At 45.2% G+C, this 21,041-nt stretch carries 21 protein-coding genes; 11 read left to right on the top strand and 10 right to left on the bottom strand.

What is annotated here, in order from left to right; translation table 11 throughout:
* The first annotated feature begins 48 nt into the window (after nucleotides 1–48).
* From rsfS to lipA, 8 genes are all read left to right on the top strand, one after another.
* A complete protein-coding gene (rsfS, locus tag ACK8OT_RS05645) occupies nucleotides 49–387 on the top strand; it encodes a ribosome silencing factor (RefSeq protein ID WP_410195527.1) in 339 nt (112 codons plus the stop codon).
* The gene (gene rlmH / locus ACK8OT_RS05640; protein ID WP_233069643.1) at nucleotides 384–854 is read left to right on the top strand and encodes a 23S rRNA (pseudouridine(1915)-N(3))-methyltransferase RlmH; all 471 of its coding nucleotides are present in this window, start codon (nucleotides 384–386) and stop codon (nucleotides 852–854) included. Before rsfS ends, rlmH begins: the two co-directional genes overlap by 4 nt.
* Before the next feature lie 3 nt (nucleotides 855–857).
* Nucleotides 858–2,855: a penicillin-binding protein 2 gene (gene mrdA / locus ACK8OT_RS05635; protein WP_410195526.1), complete on the top strand. Its 1,998-nt coding sequence runs from the start codon at nucleotides 858–860 to the stop codon at nucleotides 2,853–2,855.
* On the top strand, nucleotides 2,852–3,958 hold the full coding sequence (gene rodA, locus ACK8OT_RS05630; RefSeq protein WP_410195627.1) for a rod shape-determining protein RodA: 1,107 nt from the start codon (nucleotides 2,852–2,854) through the stop codon (nucleotides 3,956–3,958). Before mrdA ends, rodA begins: the two co-directional genes overlap by 4 nt.
* A gap of 232 nt (nucleotides 3,959–4,190) precedes the next feature.
* Entirely contained in the window at nucleotides 4,191–5,363 is a 1,173-nt protein-coding gene (locus ACK8OT_RS05625; protein ID WP_410195525.1) for a serine hydrolase, read from the top strand.
* A 146-nt stretch (nucleotides 5,364–5,509) separates the two neighbouring features.
* The gene (ybeD, locus tag ACK8OT_RS05620; RefSeq protein ID WP_410195524.1) at nucleotides 5,510–5,779 is read left to right on the top strand and encodes a DUF493 family protein YbeD; all 270 of its coding nucleotides are present in this window, start codon (nucleotides 5,510–5,512) and stop codon (nucleotides 5,777–5,779) included.
* Nucleotides 5,780–5,866: 87 nt separating this feature from the next.
* Nucleotides 5,867–6,448 carry a lipoyl(octanoyl) transferase LipB gene (gene lipB, locus ACK8OT_RS05615; protein ID WP_410195523.1) on the top strand — a complete coding sequence of 194 codons (582 nt, stop codon included), beginning with the start codon at nucleotides 5,867–5,869 and terminating at the stop codon, nucleotides 6,446–6,448.
* Nucleotides 6,445–7,410, top strand: coding sequence for a lipoyl synthase (lipA, locus tag ACK8OT_RS05610; protein ID WP_410195522.1), 966 nt, complete (start codon nucleotides 6,445–6,447; stop codon nucleotides 7,408–7,410). Before lipB ends, lipA begins: the two co-directional genes overlap by 4 nt.
* An 88-nt stretch (nucleotides 7,411–7,498) precedes the next feature.
* Here the strand turns inward: lipA and proB are convergent, their stop codons facing one another.
* The 5 genes from proB to ACK8OT_RS05585 all read right to left on the bottom strand — a co-directional run bounded on the left by proB (nucleotide 7,499) and on the right by ACK8OT_RS05585 (nucleotide 12,558).
* On the bottom strand, nucleotides 7,499–8,602 hold the full coding sequence (gene proB / locus ACK8OT_RS05605) for a glutamate 5-kinase (RefSeq protein WP_410195521.1): 1,104 nt from the start codon (nucleotides 8,600–8,602) through the stop codon (nucleotides 7,499–7,501).
* A 167-nt stretch (nucleotides 8,603–8,769) separates the two neighbouring features.
* On the bottom strand, nucleotides 8,770–9,171 hold the full coding sequence (gene crl, locus ACK8OT_RS05600) for a sigma factor-binding protein Crl (protein WP_410195520.1): 402 nt from the start codon (nucleotides 9,169–9,171) through the stop codon (nucleotides 8,770–8,772).
* Nucleotides 9,172–9,338: 167 nt separating this feature from the next.
* Nucleotides 9,339–10,598: an esterase FrsA gene (gene frsA / locus ACK8OT_RS05595; protein WP_410195519.1), complete on the bottom strand. Its 1,260-nt coding sequence runs from the start codon at nucleotides 10,596–10,598 to the stop codon at nucleotides 9,339–9,341.
* A 159-nt stretch (nucleotides 10,599–10,757) separates the two neighbouring features.
* Complete coding sequence (gene gpt, locus ACK8OT_RS05590; protein ID WP_410195518.1) at nucleotides 10,758–11,219, bottom strand: xanthine phosphoribosyltransferase; 462 nt, start codon at nucleotides 11,217–11,219, stop codon at nucleotides 10,758–10,760.
* 46 nt (nucleotides 11,220–11,265) lie between these two features.
* Nucleotides 11,266–12,558 carry an NCS2 family permease gene (locus ACK8OT_RS05585; protein ID WP_410195517.1) on the bottom strand — a complete coding sequence of 431 codons (1,293 nt, stop codon included), beginning with the start codon at nucleotides 12,556–12,558 and terminating at the stop codon, nucleotides 11,266–11,268.
* A 360-nt stretch (nucleotides 12,559–12,918) separates the two neighbouring features.
* Between ACK8OT_RS05585 and ACK8OT_RS05580 the strand changes: the two genes are divergently transcribed.
* The 3 genes from ACK8OT_RS05580 (at nucleotide 12,919) to ACK8OT_RS05570 (ending at nucleotide 16,765) form a co-directional block, all read left to right on the top strand.
* Nucleotides 12,919–14,556: a methyl-accepting chemotaxis protein gene (locus tag ACK8OT_RS05580; protein WP_410195516.1), complete on the top strand. Its 1,638-nt coding sequence runs from the start codon at nucleotides 12,919–12,921 to the stop codon at nucleotides 14,554–14,556.
* 190 nt (nucleotides 14,557–14,746) lie between these two features.
* Nucleotides 14,747–16,204 carry an aminoacyl-histidine dipeptidase gene (locus tag ACK8OT_RS05575; RefSeq protein ID WP_410195626.1) on the top strand — a complete coding sequence of 486 codons (1,458 nt, stop codon included), beginning with the start codon at nucleotides 14,747–14,749 and terminating at the stop codon, nucleotides 16,202–16,204.
* 129 nt (nucleotides 16,205–16,333) lie between these two features.
* Nucleotides 16,334–16,765 (top strand): hypothetical protein, encoded by a 432-nt coding sequence (locus tag ACK8OT_RS05570; RefSeq protein WP_410195515.1) that lies wholly within the window; start codon nucleotides 16,334–16,336, stop codon nucleotides 16,763–16,765.
* Here ACK8OT_RS05570 and dinB read toward each other — a convergent pair whose 3' ends face one another.
* The 5 genes from dinB to nqrF form a co-directional block, all read right to left on the bottom strand.
* Nucleotides 16,766–17,830, bottom strand: coding sequence for a DNA polymerase IV (dinB, locus tag ACK8OT_RS05565; protein ID WP_410195514.1), 1,065 nt, complete (start codon nucleotides 17,828–17,830; stop codon nucleotides 16,766–16,768).
* Nucleotides 17,831–17,961: 131 nt separating this feature from the next.
* Nucleotides 17,962–18,396, bottom strand: a complete 435-nt coding sequence (tnpA, locus tag ACK8OT_RS05560; protein WP_410195513.1) for an IS200/IS605 family transposase — start codon at nucleotides 18,394–18,396, stop codon at nucleotides 17,962–17,964.
* A gap of 157 nt (nucleotides 18,397–18,553) precedes the next feature.
* Entirely contained in the window at nucleotides 18,554–18,778 is a 225-nt protein-coding gene (nqrM, locus tag ACK8OT_RS05555) for a (Na+)-NQR maturation NqrM (protein ID WP_410195512.1), read from the bottom strand.
* Nucleotides 18,775–19,800 carry an FAD:protein FMN transferase gene (locus ACK8OT_RS05550; RefSeq protein WP_410195511.1) on the bottom strand — a complete coding sequence of 342 codons (1,026 nt, stop codon included), beginning with the start codon at nucleotides 19,798–19,800 and terminating at the stop codon, nucleotides 18,775–18,777. Before ACK8OT_RS05550 ends, nqrM begins: the two co-directional genes overlap by 4 nt.
* Nucleotides 19,801–19,806: 6 nt before the next feature.
* Nucleotides 19,807–21,030: an NADH:ubiquinone reductase (Na(+)-transporting) subunit F gene (nqrF, locus tag ACK8OT_RS05545; RefSeq protein ID WP_410195510.1), complete on the bottom strand. Its 1,224-nt coding sequence runs from the start codon at nucleotides 21,028–21,030 to the stop codon at nucleotides 19,807–19,809.
* Nucleotides 21,031–21,041 lie beyond the last annotated feature (11 nt).

The raw sequence follows: 21,041 nt of genomic DNA, 5'->3' as shown, positions 1-21,041 counted from the left end.
CAGGTTCATGTTAGAATGCCGCCCTTAAATTACTGAGAGGAAAAACCATTGCAAGCAGAAGCATTACGCCAGTTCGTGGTAGACAAAATTGAAGATTTAAAAGGCCGTGACATCACCATCTTAGATGTGCGCAGCAAATCTAACTTAACCGACGTAATGGTGGTCTGTTCAGGCAACTCTAAACGCCACGTTATCTCCATTGCCGAGAACCTTTATACCGAAGCTAAACGTGCAGGCAACAAGCCATTAGGCATGGAAGGTCAAGATACAGGTGAGTGGGTATTAGTTGATTTAGGTGACATCATTGTGCATGTAATGCAAGACGAAACCCGCGACTTTTACCAGCTTGAAAAACTGTGGGGCGATGCGGGTGAGCCAAACGCATGAAAATTCAATTAGTGGCAGTGGGCAGTAAAATGCCTGATTGGGTTGAGCGAGGCTATCAAGAATATGCTCGTCGCTTCCCCCATGACATGCCCCTTGAATTAGTGGAAATAGCCGCGGGGAAACGTGGCAAAAATGCCGATATTAAACGCATTTTACAAAAGGAAGGGGAGCTAACCTTAGCCGCCATTCCCAAGGGGAACCGCATCGTCACCCTTGAGGTCACTGGACGACCTTGGGATACCCCCACCCTTGCCAAACAATTAGATACGTGGAAACATGATGGCCGCGATGTAAGCTTGCTGATTGGCGGCCCCGAAGGGCTCGCTCCAGCGTGCATTGCTGCATCCGAGCAGAAATGGTCGTTATCGCCGTTAACCTTACCTCATCCCTTGGTGCGCGTGGTGGTGGCGGAATCACTTTATCGTGCGTGGAGTGTCACGGCTAACCATCCTTACCACAGAGAGTAATTGATGAACCAACCCAGCGTAGCAATGCGAGATCACAGCGCCGAGTCTGCGCTGTTTGTCAGACGAGTTGTGGTCAGTATTGTGTTTGTGCTGGCATTAATTTCGGTATTGTTTTTTAACCTATATTATCTTCAGGTTGAATCTTTCCAGATCTATAAAACTCGCTCCAACGACAACCGCATCAATGTGCTACCTGTGGCTCCTAACCGAGGCTTAATTTACGATCGCAACGGTGTGCTGCTCGCCGAAAACCGGCCGATATTTAGCCTTGAAATCACCACCGAAAAAATCGCCGATCTCGAAAAAACCGTCAATGACTTAGCCCAATTGCTGGGATTAGATCAGGACGCCATCGACAATTTTTACCGGCAAAAAAAGCGCCAGCGCCGCTTTAAGCCCGTTGCCCTCGTGCCCCGTTTAACCATGGAACAAGCCGCCATCTTCAGTGTTAACCAACACCAATTTGAAGGCGTCAATATCGAGGCTTATCTCAAGCGTTACTACCCCTACGGTGAAACCTTAACCCATATGTTGGGCTATGTGGGTAAGATCAACGACAAAGATGTCATACGGTTAGAACAAGAAGGCAAATCAGCCACCTATGCAGCCACACGTGACATAGGCAAACAAGGCATAGAGCGCTACTACGAAGACATGTTACACGGCGTGCCCGGCTATCAAGAAGTGGAAGTGAACAACCGCGGCAAGATTATCCGTGTGCTTAAATTTGTTCCACCCGAGCCGGGCAAAGATATCTACTTAAATATTGATTTGGCGATGCAGCAAAAGGCCAAAAAACTACTTGATGGTCGACGCGGCTCAGTGGTGATGCTCGATGCCAATGACGGTGGTGTATTAGCCTTAGCGTCTAGCCCCAGCTACGATCCAAACCTCTTTGTTCATGGAATTAGTAGCAAAAACTACAACGCCTTATTGCATTCAAAAGATCGTCCACTGATTAACCGTGCAACCCAAGGTCGCTATCCACCTGCATCTACCATTAAGATGCAAATGGCACTGCTTGGCTTAAATGAAGGAGTGGTTACGCCACAAACACGTATCTGGGATCCGGGTAGCTGGCAAATTCCTAACACCTCGAAGCGCTTTCGTGATTGGAAACGTTGGGGTCATGGCTGGGTGGATGTTTATCACGCCATAGAACAAAGCTGCGATACCTATTTCTATGACTTGATCTATCAAGTAGGGATAGATAAAACCAGCGAATTCATGAAGCAATTTGGTTTTGGCGATTACACTGGTATCGATATTGCTGAAGAAACCAGTGCGGTAATGCCTTCACGCGGCTGGAAACGCGCACGCTTTAATCAGCCATGGTATCAAGGAGATACAATCTCGGTGGGAATAGGTCAAGGCTATTGGACAGCAACGCCAATCCAACTAGCCCATGCCACCGCTAATTTAGCACGTCGCGGTGACATTATTGTGCCTAGACTGCTTAAATCCATTCGCAGTGTGAGTGGTATATTTGAAGTCCCACCTGATCACAAGCCGCCAATTGTGCTTAAAAATGAAGGCCACTGGCAAGTTGCCCTCGATGGCATGTATGGCGTAGTGAACAAAAAAACCGGTACCGCTCATAAAGCCTTTGCCGATACCGCCTATGTCGCAGCCGGAAAATCCGGTACCGCTCAAGTCATCGGTATGAAAGAAGATGAAGAATATGATGCCGATAAATTGGAGGAGCACCACAGAGACAACGCCATGTTTGTCGCTTACGCCCCATTTGATGCGCCTGAAGTCGTCACCTCCGTCGTGGTGGAAAATGCCGGAGGCGGTAGCTCTCATGCAGCGCCCGTGGCGCGTGCTATGTTAGACGCCTACTTCGAACGCAAACAAGAGCAAAAATTGAATCCTTCATTCTCGTTACCTAACGGGTTAAATAACAGTTTAAACAATGGTTTAAATAGTGGTTTAAATAGCCCTGCATTAAATCCCCTCAGTAATGAGCAGCTCGAACAAACTGAATTAGGAGCGCAATAGTGGAGCGCCGTCAAGAAAACACCATTTGGTATAAATTGCATATCGACTTGCCCTTACTACTTGGCTTACTGGGTTTGATGACAATCAGCTTGATCGTGCTCTATTCTGCTGGCGGTCAAGACATGGATTTAATGTTGCGTCAAGCAATTCGCCTCGGGTTCGGGCTTGTTACCATGTTTGTATTGGCTCAATTTTCACCTAACTTTTATGCCCGTTGGGCAATGCCGGTATTTTTAGCTGGGGTCGCCTTGTTAGTAGCCGTACTTTTAATCGGCCATGTTGGCAAGGGAGCACAGCGTTGGATCAACTTAGGTTTTTTCATGTTTCAGCCGTCAGAAATCATGAAACTGGCAATGCCATTAATGGTGGCAAGCTACATAGGCAACAGAAACCTGCCTCCCAACCTAAAACACACTTTGGTTGCCTGTGCCATCATTCTAACGCCGACCTTATTGATTTCTAAACAACCGGATCTTGGTACTTCATTGCTGGTTGCCGCTTCCGGTATATTTGCTTTGTTTCTTGCTGGGGTTAGCTGGAAGCTCATCGGGGTGGCTGTGGCCGGCGCTTCTGCCTTTGCACCTGTGCTGTGGTTTTTCTTAATGCACAATTATCAACGTCAGCGGGTACTTACCTTTTTAAACCCAGAGAGCGATCCCCTCGGCTCTGGCTACCACATTATTCAATCAAAAATTGCCATCGGCTCTGGTGGTATTTTTGGTAAAGGCTGGATGCAAGGTACCCAATCCCAACTCGACTTTTTGCCCGAGCGCCATACCGACTTTATTTTTGCTGTTTTTTCCGAAGAGTTTGGCTTAGTGGGCATAGCCCTACTCTTACTGTTATACATTTTTATCATTTGCCGTGGGTTGTACATTGCCAGTCAAGGACAAAGTGCCTTTAGCCGTTTAACAGCGGGCGCATTAACACTCACCTTCTTTGTCTACGTTTTTGTTAATATCGGGATGGTCAGTGGCTTATTACCCGTTGTCGGGGTGCCCTTACCCTTGGTAAGCTATGGGGGAACATCTATGGTAACCTTGATGGCAGGATTTGGCATTTTGATGTCAATCCATACCCATAAGCGCCTATTAGCAAATTAACTCGAGCAAACAAATCAATTTTATCTGTTTGCGATTGAACATGATGGCCATTAACCTGTCATAACCAAGAAGTTGGCTGAAAAGCTAGCACAAGTTTTGGAGACTTGCTTTCTTAAGCTTAAAGCCAACATCTGCTAATTTACAATGAGATTTTGCGCCTTGAGTCGAATTGAACTGTATTCGTATTCAGGGATTTTTCCAAAAGAGACCAAATAAAGAGACCAGCATTTCAATGTCGATAATTGCCAACATTACGCGAAAGACCGCCCTTCTTTGTTTATTTGTAAGTGCGAGTGCATTTTCTGCTCCCAAAGCGATTCCCAATGCCCCCACCATAGCCGCAAAAGGCTACATATTAATGGACTACGACTCAGGTGAAGTTCTTGCAGGCCTAAACGAAGATGTCCCGATCCCACCTGCCAGCTTAACTAAGATGATGACCAGTTATGTGATAGGTAAGGAAATCCTGTCGGGTAATATCTCGCTTGATGATCAAGTCGTGATCAGCGAAAACGCTTGGTCGAAAAATTTCCCCGACTCATCAAAAATGTTTATCGAAGTGGGCAAAACCGTCTCGGTTGCCGACTTGAACCGCGGCATTATTATTCAATCAGGCAATGATGCCTGTGTGGCCATGGCTGAGCACATTGCGGGGAGTGAAGATGCTTTTGCTGACTTAATGAATTCATGGGCAAAACAGTTAGGCATGACCAACAGCTTTTTTGAAAATAGCCACGGTTTAGATTCAGAAAATCACAATACATCCCCACGCGATATGGCGACCTTAGCCAAAGCCATGATCCGCGATGTACCTGAAGAATATGCCATCTACAAAGAAAAATCATTTACCTTCAATAACATTACTCAATATAACCGTAACTCTTTGTTGTGGGATAAAAGCTTGAATGTTGACGGCATTAAAACTGGCCATACCAGCGCAGCGGGTTACAGCTTAGTTTCTTCAGCGACCAAAGATGGTATGCGTCTTATCGCCGTGGTAATGGGCACCAAAAGTGAACAAGCGCGTAAAGAAGAAAGTAAAAAACTACTTAACTGGGGCTTTCGCTTTTTTGAGACGCTAACACCATACAACGCAGGTGATAAATTAGCTTCCGAGCGTATTTGGATGGGCGACACCGAGTATGTGGATCTGGGTTTAGCAACCAGTACCCCCATCACTATCCCACGCGGCTCGGCCAAAAGCTTAAAAGCCAACTTCGTACTTGATACTGAGCTTTCCGCTCCAATCGCGAAAGGCCAAGTGGTTGGTAAGGTATCTTATGAAATCGACGGTGAAAACCTAGCCGAGTTTCCCCTTGTTGCCCTTAACGATGTTAATGAAGGCAGCTGGTTCAGCCGTTTAATGGACTATTTCCAATTACTATTCAAACGCTGGTTTGGATAATTTGATTACGCTGCGCTCACATTGGGCGCAGCCCTCCCAAATAACCGCATTAAAAATGTGATATACCTCAACATCTAGCTGAGGTAAAATTAGCCACCTAAGCCCCCTATCTGGGCATTGATTGATTTAACATAGTGAAGTAAGCAATGGCATTAAATACGCGATTCGATGAATTTTTAGAATTCCCAAACGATTTTTTGTTCAAGGTAGTAGGAGTTGCTCAACCAGAATTGCCAGACTTAGTGGTTGAAGTGATTCAACAGCATGCACCAGGTGATTACAGCCCGACTATCCGCGCGAGTACCAAAGGCACTTACCACACCGTATCGGTAAGAGTGCAAGTTGAGAGCAAAGAGCACATCGAAACCTTATACTCTGCTTTAGGTCAAATCGATATTGTCCGTACCGTTCTTTAATCGATATCTGCAGGTTGCCCTTTGATAAGCAAAAAATTGATTGTTAGGCAGTATCCGCTTTGCGAATACCAAATAGTCTGGCAACAAATGAAAAACTTTACCGATACCCGCAGTGATGATGATGCTGATGAGATCTGGCTAGTCCAGCATCCAAGCGTTTTTACCCAAGGCCAAGCCGGCAAGGCTGAACATGTGCTGGTCGCTGGTGACATTCCTGTGGTGGCATCAGATCGCGGTGGTCAGGTCACGTACCATGGTCCGGGGCAACAAGTGGCTTATATTTTGGTGAACCTTAAACGCAAGGATTTTGGCGTGCGCGATCTGGTTAGTCATATCGAGAATGCCCTGATTGCGCTGCTACAAGAATACCAAATTGAGTCTTATGCTAAGCCCGATGCGCCAGGCGTTTACATCGACAATAAAAAAATTGCCTCGCTGGGCTTAAGGATCCGTAAAGGCTGCTCGTTTCATGGCCTAGCCTTAAACGTGGATATGGATCTTAGCCCTTTTCAACGTATTAACCCCTGCGGTTATGCTGGACTTGAAATGACTCAGCTTCGCGATTTTACTCATGCGATTGATTTTAGCCAGCTGCAACACCAGTTAATCACACAACTCAGCCAATTACTCGATTACAACGAGATACAATGGACAGGTCCCAAACAATGAGCAAACCAAATAAACCCGTTGCTGGCGTGAAATTAAGAGACGCTGACAAGGTATCTTTAATCCCTGTAAAAGTCGTTCCTAGTGACAAAGCGACCATGCTGAAAAAGCCTGACTGGATGAAGATAAAGTTGCCGAGTTCCAGTGCGCGGATCCAAGAAATCAAAGATGCCATGCGCAAAAACGATCTGCATTCGGTATGTGAAGAAGCCTCGTGCCCTAACCTCTCTGAGTGTTTCAACCACGGCACGGCCACTTTTATGATCCTTGGCGCCATTTGTACTCGACGTTGTCCATTTTGTGATGTGGCCCATGGTCGCCCGTTACCGCCGTCAGCTGAAGAGCCAAAGAAACTGGCGCAGACCATCAAGGACATGAAACTAAAATACGTCGTTATCACCTCTGTTGACCGTGATGATCTTCGTGACGGTGGTGCTCAGCATTTTGCCGACTGTATTCGTGAAATTCGCGCGTTAAACCCTGAAATTAAAATTGAGATCTTGGTGCCTGACTTTAAAGGCCGCATGGATCGTGCCTTAGAAATACTAAAAGACACACCGCCAGATGTGTTTAACCACAACCTAGAAACAGCGCCTCGGCTTTATAAAAAAGTGCGTCCGGGGGCAGATTATCAGTGGTCTCTCACCCTATTACAGCGCTTTAAAGAGCTGCACCCTAATGTCCCGACCAAGTCTGGACTCATGATGGGCTTAGGCGAAAGCAATGAAGAAATCGAACAAGTTATCAAAGATTTAAGCGCACATGGTGTGACCATGCTGACCCTAGGTCAGTATCTACAACCAAGCCGTAATCACTTGGCTGTGGAGCGCTATGTACCACCGGCTGAATTTGATGCGCTTGGCGCCATTGCTAAACAAAATGGCTTTACCCATGCGGCCTGCGGTCCATTTGTGCGCTCTTCATACCATGCCGATTTACAAGCAGCGGGTAAAGAAGTGAGCTAAGCGACTTAGCTGGCTCTTGAAGGTTAAAACTAAAAAAGGCCCTTTGGGCCTTTTTTGTTATCTGTATTTATGTCATCCATTAAGGGATTTACAGCACAACTAAATCATCACGGTGAATAGCGACCGAGCCATAAGCATAGCCTAAAGCTGACTCAATTTGCTCTGAGTGTAAGCCCTTAATTTTGGTCAATTCACTGCTCGAATAACGGGAGATCCCGCGGGCAATGACTTTACCCTCAAGATTCGTCACTAAAATCACATCACCTCGGCCATATTCACCTAACACTTGCGTGATCCCTTTAGGCAACAAACTGCTGCCCTTAGCAACCACAGCGTTGGCTGCACCTTGATCTATGACAATCTTACCTGCTGGAGGAGGACCGGCCAAAATCCATTGTTTACGATGCTCAAGTGGCGACTTTTTCGATAAGAATAGGGTACCTAAGGACTCACCTTCGGCAATACGCTTAATCACATGCTCTTCATTGCCCGCAGCAATCACCACATCAATGCCGGCACGCATCGCCACATCGGCAGCTTGTAACTTAGTGGCCATGCCACCCGTGCCTAAACCAGATACACTACCACCGGCTAACAACCGAATTTCATCAGTAATTTCCGTTATCTGTGAGATGAGTTTAGCGTCTTTATTGGTGCGAGGATCGGCCGTAAACAAACCCGATTGATCCGTTAGCAGTAGCAACAAATCGGCATCGGCGAGGATCGCAGCCAAAGCAGAGAGATTGTCATTATCGCCTACCTTGATTTCAGATGTCGCCACCGCATCATTTTCATTTACGATAGGAATAATACGGTGTTTTAATAAGGTACGCATAGTATCGCGTGCGTTTAAGAAGCGCTCACGATCATCTAAATCGGCACGCGTTAGCAGCATTTGCCCTACGTGCAAGCCATAAATATTAAACAGATTTTCCCACGTTAAAATCAGCTGACTTTGGCCAACAGCGGCCAACATTTGTTTATTCGCCACGGTAGTAGGTAAATCATGACGGCCCAAATGCTCACGACCAGCAGCAACGGCACCGGAAGTCACAACAATAATATGATGGCCAGCTTGATGCAGCTTGGCACATTGACGTACTAACTCGACCATATGAGCACGATCTAGCTTAGCACTTCCGCCAGTGAGTACACTGGTCCCTAATTTAACAACGATGGTTTTTTTTAACATGGGGCTGGCTAATTCAATAAGTAAAACATAAACCTAATTGGTCGTCATAATATCAAGTTTATGATGCGCTCACACCTGAAAAATAGGCTTTGACACAATAATGCAAAGATCACCAGCACAACGACTTTATGTGCTGGCTTAAAAGGATTATGCTGCGGTTAAAAGGACTATGCTGCGGTTAAAACAAGGTCACGATCAAGCGATGAAGAAGGCTGTAAATCCAGCTCAAAGGTGGTTTCGACCAACTCAGAGATTTTGTCAAAAAACACTTGTAGCGAGCGGGTTACTTCTACCTGATGTTTCTTTGGTACCGCTTGCTGCTGCCATGTCCCTGACACGTCATAAAATCCATAATGGTAGTGATAAGTAAAACCGGTTTCTGTCTTGGTTAATTCAAGCCACCAGCCATAAAACTCTCGCTGATCTGGCTCCGCGTTGATCCCAACACATACCGCTAAACAATCAAAGAAGAACCGCTGCTCATCACTTTGACCAATACGGAAATAAGGGCCAATATCGGTAAACTTTTTAGTCAATCTTCCTTGAGCAGGGAATTGCGCTTGTGACATATCTATTCGTCTCCATCACGTTAAGAGAGACTACCAATAACGTATAAATGCACCTTGCGCAATGCTCACTATGTCGTAGCCTGATCCAGCTCGCGTTAATTAACAGTCTGCACAATAACAGTGCAGACGATGGGCGCTAACCTGGTGTGGGCGAATAAAATCGCCCTTTAATCGACTAAATATTGCTTAATCCATTCGGCAGCTTGTTCTAAAGCGTGAAAATAGGATTGGAAGATTGGCGGTTTACTGATCACGATAGATTCGCCGCGCTTACTGCCTTTGGCAACCTTGATGATATCTTCTTCAGGGCAGATTAAGTCATCCGCATGGCCAATGCTTAACAATGGCACCTGAGTCTTGCTGCGCCCGAGTAAACCTTGGCGTGATAGCGAAAAAACCTTACAGTGATGATATAAGCGCCCACTGTCTTCACTGGTTAGCCCCATTCGATTTGCAATGGCATCCAACATCATTTGCGGCAGTGCAGCAAATCGCTCAGGCTCCAAAAATAACTTATCGACCGCCCCACCAATACTGACGGCAGCCTTAACATTAAATGGCTCAAGATAGGCTAAGCGCGTGACCAAATTAGCCCCTAAACGCCCCCCCATTAAGGCTATTTTGTCATGATCTAACCAAGGAACCTCTTTAATGTGAGCCACCACGGCACGCAGTAAAGCAGTACTGTCCTGTTCCAATTTGATGCTACTGGCAAATCCTAGCCCAGGCATATCAACGGTTAACATGGCTAAGCCCGCTGGCGCTAAATGGCGTTCGAATATTTTAAAATACTCGATTTGCATGCTATCGATAGCACCGCACACCACCACCACAGGCGAAGGAAAATCATCTTGAGCTAAATGCAGATAACACTGAATTTTTTTATTGCCATAGGGCACTTCTACCGTGCGTAAGGGACAAGGCAGTAACTTGCCCATTTCGCGATAGCATAGGTTGGCTAACGTCTGCGCCTGTAAAGCTAATTCATCCCCTTTTAGGTGGGGATAACCCGAAATAGCATAATATTGTGATGCCAGGTAAAACGCTTCTTTGGCCTGCGCTTTATCACCTAACGCTAGCGCATCTTTGGCTTTATGTTGCCAATAAGAAGCAGGCTGAGTCCATTCATAAGTCCAATTTCCCGAATGGTAATCTTTCACCGTATCGAGTAAATCCTTACGCGTCCGGCGATGTTTTGAGACCGCGATCTTGGCAAAAATTTCTTCTACCTGCACCGGATCAACGCCCTGCCAAGCCCATTGGGCACGACGTAAAGCACGATACCATCCACTCGCATTTTCATCATCCATCATCTCGCCCACGACGTGATCATCACCAGCCCCCGCTCTAGGGTTGGCAATGGTCGATGTTTCAGGATAATTAAATTTAATTTTAAACAGCTTTTCAGACAGATTTTGACTAGCCATAACAGAACTTGTTGTTGAGAGATTGACTAAATTATACGTCTTTTATGGCTATTTGGCAGAGCCAATCTGATTGGCATAATTGGCATAGATCAATGAGTTAAAAACTAACTCACGAAAAAGTATAAAAAAAAGCGGCCTAAGCCGCTTTATTGAACAGTTTTATTTCTCATCAACCAAAGGCGTGGTGTAACACAATGACATATCCCAAGGTTGCTCAATCCAAGTATCTTGAGGAATTTCAGTAATAAAATCATCCACTAAATGTTTACCTGCTGGCTTTGCAAACACAGTCACAAAGCGGGCTTTTGGTAACATCTCACGGATAACCTTAGCTGTGCCACCTGTGTCAACAAGATCATCAACCACGATAAAGCCTTCACCATCGTGATCGACGCCTTTGATTACTTTCAGCTCTTTTTGCTGGTCGTGACTGTAGCTAGCGATACAAATGGTATCGACATGGCGAATACCTAGCTCGCGAGCCAAGATAGCGGCAGGAACGAGGCCACCACGACTAACAGCAATAATACCTTTCCATTGATCAGCTGGAAGTAACTTACGCGCCAAACGGCGAGATTCTCTTTGCTCTAATTCCCAAGAGACGTAGAATTTTTTGCTCATATTTACCTCAATATGATTCAGATTGACGTTGGCGCAAAGCGATCATTTAAAACTGCAATGCAAACTTAACTGTAAATAGTATTGCCAGTACCCACACACTGCTACTAACTGACATCGCTTTACCTGTAATTAACTTAATCACAGCATAAGCAATAAAGCCAATTGCGATGCCGTGTGCAATTGAAAAAGTCAACGGCATAAGCAGAGTAACCACTACAACAGGCGCCGCTTCGGTAATGTCATGCCAATCGATGCGAGTTAAACCAGCCATCATCAATATAGCGACATAAAATAATGCACCTGCGGTAGCATAAGCGGGTACCATACCGGCAAGGGGCGCAAAGAATAAACATAATAGGAATAAAAATCCAACAATAACCGCAGTTAATCCTGTTTTTCCGCCTTCAGCCACACCGCTCACACTTTCAATGTAGCTGGTGGTGGTTGACGTTCCCATCATAGAGCCTGCAATCGATGCGCCACTATCAGCTAGTAAAGCACGATTTAAACGAGGCAGGTTGCCCTTTTCATCCAATAACTTCGCTTTATCAGCAACAGCAATCAAAGTGCCTGAAGTATCGAACAAATCAACAAATAAGAAAGCAAATACCACGCTGATCATGGCAATGCTAAAGGCCCCTTCAATATCAAGTGCAAGGAAAGTTGGCGCAACCGATGGCGGCATAGAGACTAAACCACCGTATGCAATATCGCCCACGGCCCAACCTAAAAAGGTGACCCCAAGTACCGCATACATGATGCCGCCTTTAATGCGAAAATGCACCATGGCAATAATGGCAAAAAAACCAACACAGGCCAGTAGCGAATGTAGCGATGTAATATCACCCATACTCACTAACGTATTTGGATTGCCCACCACAATACCGGCATTTTTCAATGCAATCAGAGCTAAAAATAAACCGATACCCGCAGCGATACCTGTGCGTAATGCTTGAGGAATACTATTGATGATCCACTCACGGATACGGAACAAGCTAAGCAATAAGAAGCAACAACCCGACAGGAAAACCGCGCCTAGTGCCACTTCCCAGCTATAACCCATGTCGCCGACAACGACATAAGCAAAGAACGCATTTAAGCCCATACCAGGTGCAAGCGCGACCGGATAATTTGCGTAGAAACCCATAATAAAACAGCCAATCGCTGCCGCTAAACAGGTTGCAACAAATACCGCACCACGATCCATCCCAGTATCAGACAGCATCGCAGGGTTAACAAAAATAATATACGCCATGGTTAAGAAAGTCGTAACACCAGCGATAATTTCCGTGCGCACACTGGTGCCATTCTCTTTCAGTTTAAAGATTTGTTCTAACATCTTGAGGTCCATTATTGGTTAACTCCCTATCGTAAAACAACGATTCCCTGTTGTGCTGGATAACGACTCGCTAACGCTGGCACATTATTGCTTTAATGTTGGGTAGGGGGAGATGTGTGAAATTTAGCGGCGGATTATAAAAGGCTGCTCAGCAATTAACCATGACTTTAGTCAGAATTAACATAGAATAAGCATAAAATTAATCAATCAAAATCATCAAATCGAAGCAAAAGAATCAATACTCGCTCACAGAACCATAAAGTTCCTTGTCTTAGTTAATTTAAAATGTGAACAAAACAAAGTTATCCGCCGTGATTTATTGATACAAATCAAAATAATAGAATGAATAGAGGTTCTGCTATGCTATCAATATTACGAAAGTTGTCTATCGGCCACCGTTTATACAGTAACCTAATTATTGCCTTATTGGGCATGTCTGCGTTAATCATGCTCGTACTCGTTCAATACAAACATGCCTTACTCGAAGATAAACGTGTTCAGGTTCAATTTGAAGTCGATACCGTTTATTCGCTGATCCAGTATTACCACCAGCAAGCTAAAGCGGGGATTTATGACGAAGCAATAGCCAAACAAAATGCCATGAGTGCCATTAAAGCGATTCGTTATAATAAAACCGATTACTTTTGGATCAATGATCTTGAGCCTGTCATGGTGATGCATCCAATCAAGCCAAGCCTAGATGGTAAGCCTTTGAGTGATATCAAAGACCCTAACGGTAAACGTTTGTTTGTTGAGTTTGCCAATGTGGTTAAACAACATGGCGAAGGGTTTGTTGATTATCAATGGCCTAAACCCGGATTCGAGCAACCCGTTGATAAAATTTCATTCGTTAAGGGCTACCAACCTTGGGGTTGGATCATTGGCACAGGCCTGTACATAGACGATGTGGAAACACTGTATAACAATATGATGTATCAAATAATCGGCGTATTTATCACGGTTGCCATAGTGCTGCTTGCCCTCTCCACCTTGATCATTCTTAGCATCACTAAACCACTCAAGCACACATCCCTTGCTATGGCTGAAATAGCCCAAGGTGAAGGGGACTTAACCGTGGTGTTAGCCGATCAAGGCCAAGATGAAATTGCTAAACTTGCCGAGAATTTTAATCTATTCACTCACAAGATTGCCGAGTTAGTGCGACAAATGCAGCCCGTCAGTACAAAAGTGGGCGAAACTGCAGCGCATTTAAATCAATCCGTCAACGCCAATCATCGCATCGCAGAGCAGCAGCATCACGAAACCGATGGTGTCGCAGCGGCCATGAACCAAATGCTGGCAACCACTCAAGAAGTAGCAAGCAGTGCTCAGCTTGCCGCTGACTCGGCCGCGGATGCAGACCAACGAGCTCAGCACGGTCAAGTCGCGGTTGAGCAAACCATCAGCTCCATTGCATTACTGGGCGAAGAGCTCAAACAAACCGTCACCTTGGTTAATCAGCTGGAGCAAGATAGCCAGCAAATTGGCACTATTTTAGACGTGATCCGAGGCATCGCCGAACAGACTAATTTACTGGCCCTAAATGCTGCTATTGAAGCCGCTCGCGCTGGTGAGCAAGGCCGAGGTTTTGCTGTTGTCGCCGATGAAGTGCGTACCTTAGCAACACGCACCCAAGCCTCTACCGATGAAATTCAAGAAATGATAGCCAAGCTACAAAAAGGCACCAACAGTGTCGCCTCATCGATGGAGCAAACTCAGAGCCAGTCTGATAAAACCGCCAGCCAAGCTAGTTCGGCAGGTGATGCATTAAACGAAATAGTGAGTGCAATTAATGTTATCACCGATATGAATCATCAGATTGCCAGCGCTTCCGAGCAGCAGTCAAAAGCGTTGGATGAAATCAACCGAAACGTTACCAATATCTCAGAGTTAGCAAGTGAATCCACAGCGAATAATCAAGCAACCAGTGATGTGAGTGCTCAGCTGCAACAGGTCGGTCAAGAGCTACGCCAACTCATGTCACAATTTAAGGCGTGAGCTGACCATTCTATCTTATCTAAGGGCGACTAATTTATTCGCCCTTGTTTTTGTCTGTGAGTGTATAAAAGCAGCCAAATAGCTTAGGCATAAACAACTAATAGACTCGCCTTTGCTAGATGATCCTTTATTCATTTAGGTGTCCTGCCCTATAATGAGCCAATTAATTAGCCACTATAAGCCTGTCATCATGAACCAACTAAATCAATTATCACCTCAACCACTCTGGTCTTTGTTTGAGCAAATTTGTCAAATACCTCACCCTTCAAAGCATGAGCAAGCCCTAGCGGATTGGATCATGCAATGGGCAACAGCACAAGGTTTGGCTGTCCTGCAAGACAAAATTGGTAATGTCATTATTAAAAAACCTGCGACGCCAGGCATGGAGCATAAAAAAGGGGTCATATTGCAAGCGCACCTCGATATGGTGCCGCAAAAAAATAACGATACTCAGCATGACTTCACTCAAGACCCCATCCAAGCTTATATTGATGGCGACTGGGTCACGGCCAATAACACTACTTTAGGCGCTGATAACGGCATCGGCATGGCCTCTTGCCTTGCGGTACTAGCCAGTAAGGACATCCCTCACGGCCCGATTGAAGTCTTACTGACTACAGACGAAGAAGCGGGCATGACAGGTGCGTTCGGTTTAGAGCCTGGTTATTTTGATGGCGATATCCTAATCAACACAGATTCCGAGGAAGAAGGCGAAGTCTATATGGGCTGTGCCGGCGGCGTAAATGTGAATGTTAGCTTCAAACTCAACAGACAGTCATGTGAGGCCGTTTCTGGTTTTGAGCTAACAGTGAGCGGCCTCAAGGGCGGCCATTCTGGCTGTGACATCCACCTAGGTCGCGGCAATGCCAATAAAATCTTAGCCCGCTGTTTATATGAGTTGAGTCAACAAAGTGAATTTGAATTGCAATTAAGTGAGCTGCAAGGCGGTAGTTTGCGCAATGCTATCCCACGTGAAGGCAGTGCCAAATTTGCCATTGCGACCGAGCAACAAGCGCAATTTCAAGCTGCCTTTGCCGATTTAGCTGAACAGATCAAAACAACTTTAGCCCACACCGAGCCTAACTTAGCCCTAACCTTAACCCCAACTGACATCAACACCATTTTAGATAACAGCCAACAAACCAAGCTGATCAGCGCCTTGCACGCTTGCGTGAATGGTGTGATCAGAATGAGCGATGAGTTTGCTGGTGTAGTGGAAACGTCTACGAATTTAGGTGTAGTTAGCTGCAATGAACAAGGCATTGATGTGCAATGTTTAGTGCGCTCTATGCATGATAGTAGCCGCGAAGACGTTCAACACATGCTAGCTGCCGTGTTCCAACTTGCTGATGGTAAAGTAACCTTTTCAGGAGCTTATCCAGGTTGGGCCCCCAAAGCAGACTCAGACATGCGCGATTTAGTCCAAAAGGTATATCAAGAAGAATTTGCTAAAACCCCTAAAATCATGATGATCCATGCGGGCCTTGAGTGCGGTCTGTTCAAAGCTGTTTACCCTGATTGGGACATGGTTTCCATCGGCCCAACCATCAAATTCCCTCACTCGCCGGATGAGAAAGTTCACATTGGCAGCGTTGAAAAATACTGGCAATTATTAACTAAGGTCTTGGCGGCGATACCAAACAAGTAAACCTACCCGCTGGGTGGAAACACCCAGCTACTAGTTAAACTATCTTTAATTGAAAACTACTTTAGACTCTAATCCAGCTCAGCTAATATGCATTAAAGCCTGTTAGTAATCATATTTAAGGAGGACAAGGTGACAAGGAAGCGTCTTACACCCCTTGCTGTTATAGCGACAACAGCGCTTAGTCTAAGTTGCTCAGCTCATGCTGAATCAAGTTGGGATAAAGCGTGGCAAAGTACCAAAAATGCTGGCAGCCAAGTCTGGACAGCAACCAAAGAAACCAGTCAGGATGCTTGGCAAGGCACTAAAGAAGTCTCTGCAGACGTGTGGCAGGGAACCAAAGAAGTGTCGGCTGATGTATGGCAAAACACGACCGAAGTTTCCGCAGACGTATGGGATGGAACCAAAGATGTGTCCAGTCATGCATGGCAAGAAACCACTGATTTATTTAGTAATGAACCATCAAGCAAGAACAGCTCGAGCTCAAGTAACAAGGTGAGCACCAAGCCAAAAGTCCAGTCTACCGATGAGGTTGAAGTCATCGAATATGATTGGGGTGAATAGCTAAATCAGGTTAAGTTGTTTAATGTCAGTGGACTGTGTCGTTTCGCTATTCAGCTGTGCTGATAAACCTAAAAGACGTATGCCCCTGCCCTGGCTTTTAGCCAATAATTGCAATAGCAAGGCCTGATAACATTCTGGCTCGAGTTGGGCCACTTTTTGCTCGGCTGAGCGCAATTGAAAGTCAGCAAATTTCATCTTAACCGCTAATGAACGAATTCGATCAGCCGCGCCAACGCGAGTCAGTCGTCGCTGCAGCTCTTGATATAAGTCTTTCAGGATCAGCTCACATTCCTCTTGCTGAGCGATATTATGACTAAGGGTGCGCTCAACCCCGACCGATTTTCGCTCCCGACAGGTCACGACTTCACGATTATCTATGCCTTGGCTGCGCTCCAATAACACCCGACCAAATTTACCAAACTTAGTGAGAATGACCTCTCTTGGATAAACTTGAACGTCTTTACAGGTATACAGCCCTAGCGCGTGTAATTTTTCTAGGGTGACCTTGCCAACGCCGGGAATTTTCTCAAGAGGTAAGCTGGCAACAAAGGCGTCTAACTCGGCGGGCGTGACGACACATAAGCCATTGGGTTTATTTTCATCAGACGCGACTTTAGCAATAAATTTGCAAGGAGCAACCCCAGCTGAAGCGGTTAATCCGGTTTCCTCTTCGATAGCTCGGCGAATATCTTGGGCTATGTATGTCGCAGAACCACTAAAAAGTGAAGATTCACTTACATCTAAATAAGCTTCATCTAAGGATAAGGGTTCAATAATCTCGGTGTAACGCTGGAAAATGTGTAAGACCTGCTGAGAAACCGCTTTATAGGCCTCCATTCGCCCAGGTAAAACGACGAGCTCTGGACATAACTGTAATGCCTTGTGGGTGGGCATGGCACTGCGAATGCCAAATTTACGCGCAACGTAATTACAAGTCGAAAGTACACCACGACGTGATGCAGCGCCGCCAATCGCAATAGGCAAGGATTTAAGTTCAGGATTATCACGCATTTCCACTGCCGCAAAAAAACAATCCATATCGACGTGAATAATTTTACGTTGCATAACTAATGCCCAAAAAACTGTACATAAAAACAGTATATGTATAAAAACACATTAATCAAGCTGCATGCAGTAAATAATCCACCTTCTGAAGAAGGTGGCTTTGTGTTAACCCCCTAAAAGGGGGCCTTTGTTTAGTTCAGCGCCAACTCTCTCTGCTCTTGACGCTCTTGTTTCTCTTGGTGCCTTACGTATCGGCGTATTATTTCCTCATTGATTCCTACGCTATCAACAAAATAGCCCCTTTGCCAAAAATGATTTCCCCATAACTTGTTCTTCCTTAGATATGGGAATTTGCTAAATAACTTCAAGGCTATTTTACCTTTCAAAACACCCATCAAACTTGATATTGATAATTTTGGCGGTACCTTTACCACTAGGTGAACATGGTCAACTTGTACATTCAATTCAACGACTTCACATCCAAGTTGATTACAGTAAACCTGTATGCACCGATAAACTTCTTTACCCACATTATTTTTCAATATTCGAAAACGATACTTTGGTGTCCACACAATGTGATATTGACATCTCCAAAATACGTGGGAAGCTTGGTTATATCTACTCATGTTATTTGTCCTCTTTGACTTCGCTAAAAATCGAGAGTCCATTTAGCATGAGTAGAACTTCGGGCAAAGCCCCCTATGGATGATAACCACCTACTGAAGTAGGTGGTTTAGGGCTGAAAATAAAAAAGGCCCATCGGGCCTTTATCATTATCATCATTTAGATGATGCGATTTTCTTCCAGCATTTTTCGTCTGGCTTCTGCTTTAGCCATTTTTCGCTTGCGATTATCACAAGGATCGGGGCAATCGCATTCCTTTTCAATGCCAATACTACCCAAGCCACCGCAACTACCACTGACCGCTTTCTTTTGGAAAATATAGCCAACAGACATGGCCACTATCACTAAAAGAAACACGAAAAAAGTAGCAATAAAATACGTCATTTTGCCTCCGTTAACAGATAAGGTTTAAACTGCTCGGTATAACGAGGAGTAAAGCCTGATGCTGTTTTTTCTATCATATACACGGCCAATTGTTGCTCTGTTGCAAATGCAAAGCCTTGTTCAGGCCCCATCACCATAAGAGCCGTTGCTAGGCCATCTGAGATCATCGATGATTTATCAATCACAGTGACCGAAACCAGTTTATGCTTGATCGGCATGCCGGTACTTGGGTTGATCATATGAGAAAAACGCTCACCATTTTCCTCATAGTAATTGCGATAATCTCCCGAGGTTGCAACCGCATTATCACCGGGAGTAATGACTTGCTGAATAGCACGCTCAGTGGTAACCGGCTTTTCAACCGCAATACGCCAAGCTAAGTCTTTATCGTTATGGCCTTTCATTTTAAGCTCGCCACCGATATCGACAAGGTAATTATGCTCACCCATGCTTTCAATATAGTCGGCCAAGACATCAACCCCATAACCTTTAGCAATGGATGATAAATCAACATATAGCTCAGGAATAGCTTTATGTAATGTTAAACCATCAATGGTTAAATGCTCAACGCCGGTAATCGCCTTACGTGCTGCAATTTGTTCCGCCGTTGGCATCTGTTTAGGTTTGGCGTCTGGACCAAATCCCCATAAATTAACCAAGGGACCTAAGGTAATATCCAATGCGCCCTGAGTTAATTGAGCTAACTCAATACCCTGCTGAACTACCTTAATCGTATCGGGCGAAACCGTGTGGCTCTGCTGCGCTTGGTTAAATAAGGATAACTCAGATTGCGGTCGATAAGTCGACATTTGGTCGTTGACTAGCTCAAGGCGCTTATCTAACTCAGCTTGAAAACTTGCGACATCGGTAATGGCCTCGGTGACCACCTTAACCCGATAATAGGTGCCCATCGTCGCCCCTTCCACTACCACCATTGGCTTGGTTGGCGCTTCTTGGCTACAGGCTGTAATAAAAAAGGCTAGCCCGATAAAGGCTAGCCATTGCATTATGGATTTAAACATCAGCGGTTAGCCACCAAAGTCATCCAATAGGATATTTTCGTCTTCAACACCTAAGTCTTTTAGCATGTTGATAACGGCTGCGTTCATCACCGGTGGACCACACATGTAGTATTCACAATCTTCCGGCGCTTCATGATCCTTCAGATAGTTTTCATACAATACATTATGGATAAAGCCAGTGTAGCCATCCCAATTATCTTCAGGCTGCGGATCGCTTAATGCCACATGCCATTCGAAGTTGTCATTTTCAGCTGCGATCGCATCGAAATCTTCAACGTAGAACATTTCACGCTTCGAACGTGCACCATACCAGAAGCTTACTTTACGCTTGGTATGTAGACGACGGAATTGGTCGAAGATATGAGAGCGCATAGGCGCCATACCTGCACCACCACCGATAAATACCATTTCAGCATCGGTATCCTTGGCAAAGAACTCACCAAACGGACCAGAAATAGTCACCTTATCACCCGCTTTTAAGCTGAAGATGTAAGAAGACATTTTACCACATGGTAGTTTCATGTTGTTTGGCGGCGGCGTAGCGATACGCACGTTAAGCATGATGATACCGTACTCTTCTGGGTAGTTCGCCATCGAGTAAGCACGGATAGTTTCTTCATCAACTTTAGATTCTAAGTTGAAGAAACCAAAGTGCTCCCAGTCACCACGGTATTGCTCTTCGATATCGAAGTCTTTGTATTTAACATGGTGCGCAGGCGCTTCAATTTGGATGTAACCACCCGCACGGAATGGGACCGACTCACCATCAGGGATCTGTAGTTTAAGCTCTTTAATAAAGGTCGCTTTGTTATCATTAGAGATAACGGTACATTCCCACTTCTTAACACCAAAGATTTCTTCTGGCAGCTCAATGTCCATATCTTGTTTCACGTTTACCTGACAAGCTAAACGCTCACCCTCACGAGCTTCACCTTTTGAGATATGGTCTAATTCAGTTGGTAGAATATCGCCACCACCTGATTTAATTTTAACGCGACACTGGCCACATGAACCACCGCCACCACAAGCAGACGAAACGAAGATACCAGAGTTCGCTAAGGCGCCTAGCAGTTTACCGCCAGCACCACAGGTGATGGCCTTTTCAGGATCACCATTTACTGAGATTGTAATGTCGCCAGAGGCCACTAGTTTTGATTTAGCAGACAAGATAATGAATACCAAGGCTAAAACTATAACTGTGAACATGACAACGCCGAGAATAATTTCCATCGACAATTTCC

It is taken from the genome of Motilimonas thetidivivens, from assembly GCF_046452435.1.
Classification (GTDB): Bacteria; Pseudomonadota; Gammaproteobacteria; order Enterobacterales; family CBDFNC01; genus Motilimonas.
This window is presented reverse-complemented; position numbering and strand designations above follow the sequence as displayed.

Excerpts from the sequence above, each read along its gene's own strand:
- rlmH (WP_233069643.1), top strand. The coding sequence starts at position 384 with ATGAAAATTCAATTAGTGGCAGTGGGCAGTAAAATGCCTGATTGGGTT.
- mrdA (WP_410195526.1), top strand. The coding sequence starts at position 858 with ATGAACCAACCCAGCGTAGCAATGCGAGATCACAGCGCCGAGTCTGCG.
- ACK8OT_RS05625 (WP_410195525.1), top strand. The coding sequence starts at position 4,191 with ATGTCGATAATTGCCAACATTACGCGAAAGACCGCCCTTCTTTGTTTA.
- ybeD (WP_410195524.1), top strand. The coding sequence starts at position 5,510 with ATGGCATTAAATACGCGATTCGATGAATTTTTAGAATTCCCAAACGAT.
- lipB (WP_410195523.1), top strand. The coding sequence starts at position 5,867 with ATGAAAAACTTTACCGATACCCGCAGTGATGATGATGCTGATGAGATC.
- lipA (WP_410195522.1), top strand. The coding sequence starts at position 6,445 with ATGAGCAAACCAAATAAACCCGTTGCTGGCGTGAAATTAAGAGACGCT.
- proB (WP_410195521.1), bottom strand. The coding sequence starts at position 8,602 with ATGTTAAAAAAAACCATCGTTGTTAAATTAGGGACCAGTGTACTCACT.
- crl (WP_410195520.1), bottom strand. The coding sequence starts at position 9,171 with ATGTCACAAGCGCAATTCCCTGCTCAAGGAAGATTGACTAAAAAGTTT.
- frsA (WP_410195519.1), bottom strand. The coding sequence starts at position 10,598 with ATGGCTAGTCAAAATCTGTCTGAAAAGCTGTTTAAAATTAAATTTAAT.
- gpt (WP_410195518.1), bottom strand. The coding sequence starts at position 11,219 with ATGAGCAAAAAATTCTACGTCTCTTGGGAATTAGAGCAAAGAGAATCT.
- ACK8OT_RS05585 (WP_410195517.1), bottom strand. The coding sequence starts at position 12,558 with ATGTTAGAACAAATCTTTAAACTGAAAGAGAATGGCACCAGTGTGCGC.
- ACK8OT_RS05580 (WP_410195516.1), top strand. The coding sequence starts at position 12,919 with ATGCTATCAATATTACGAAAGTTGTCTATCGGCCACCGTTTATACAGT.
- ACK8OT_RS05575 (WP_410195626.1), top strand. The coding sequence starts at position 14,747 with ATGAACCAACTAAATCAATTATCACCTCAACCACTCTGGTCTTTGTTT.
- dinB (WP_410195514.1), bottom strand. The coding sequence starts at position 17,830 with ATGCAACGTAAAATTATTCACGTCGATATGGATTGTTTTTTTGCGGCA.
- tnpA (WP_410195513.1), bottom strand. The coding sequence starts at position 18,396 with ATGAGTAGATATAACCAAGCTTCCCACGTATTTTGGAGATGTCAATAT.
- nqrM (WP_410195512.1), bottom strand. The coding sequence starts at position 18,778 with ATGACGTATTTTATTGCTACTTTTTTCGTGTTTCTTTTAGTGATAGTG.
- ACK8OT_RS05550 (WP_410195511.1), bottom strand. The coding sequence starts at position 19,800 with ATGTTTAAATCCATAATGCAATGGCTAGCCTTTATCGGGCTAGCCTTT.
- nqrF (WP_410195510.1), bottom strand. The coding sequence starts at position 21,030 with ATGGAAATTATTCTCGGCGTTGTCATGTTCACAGTTATAGTTTTAGCC.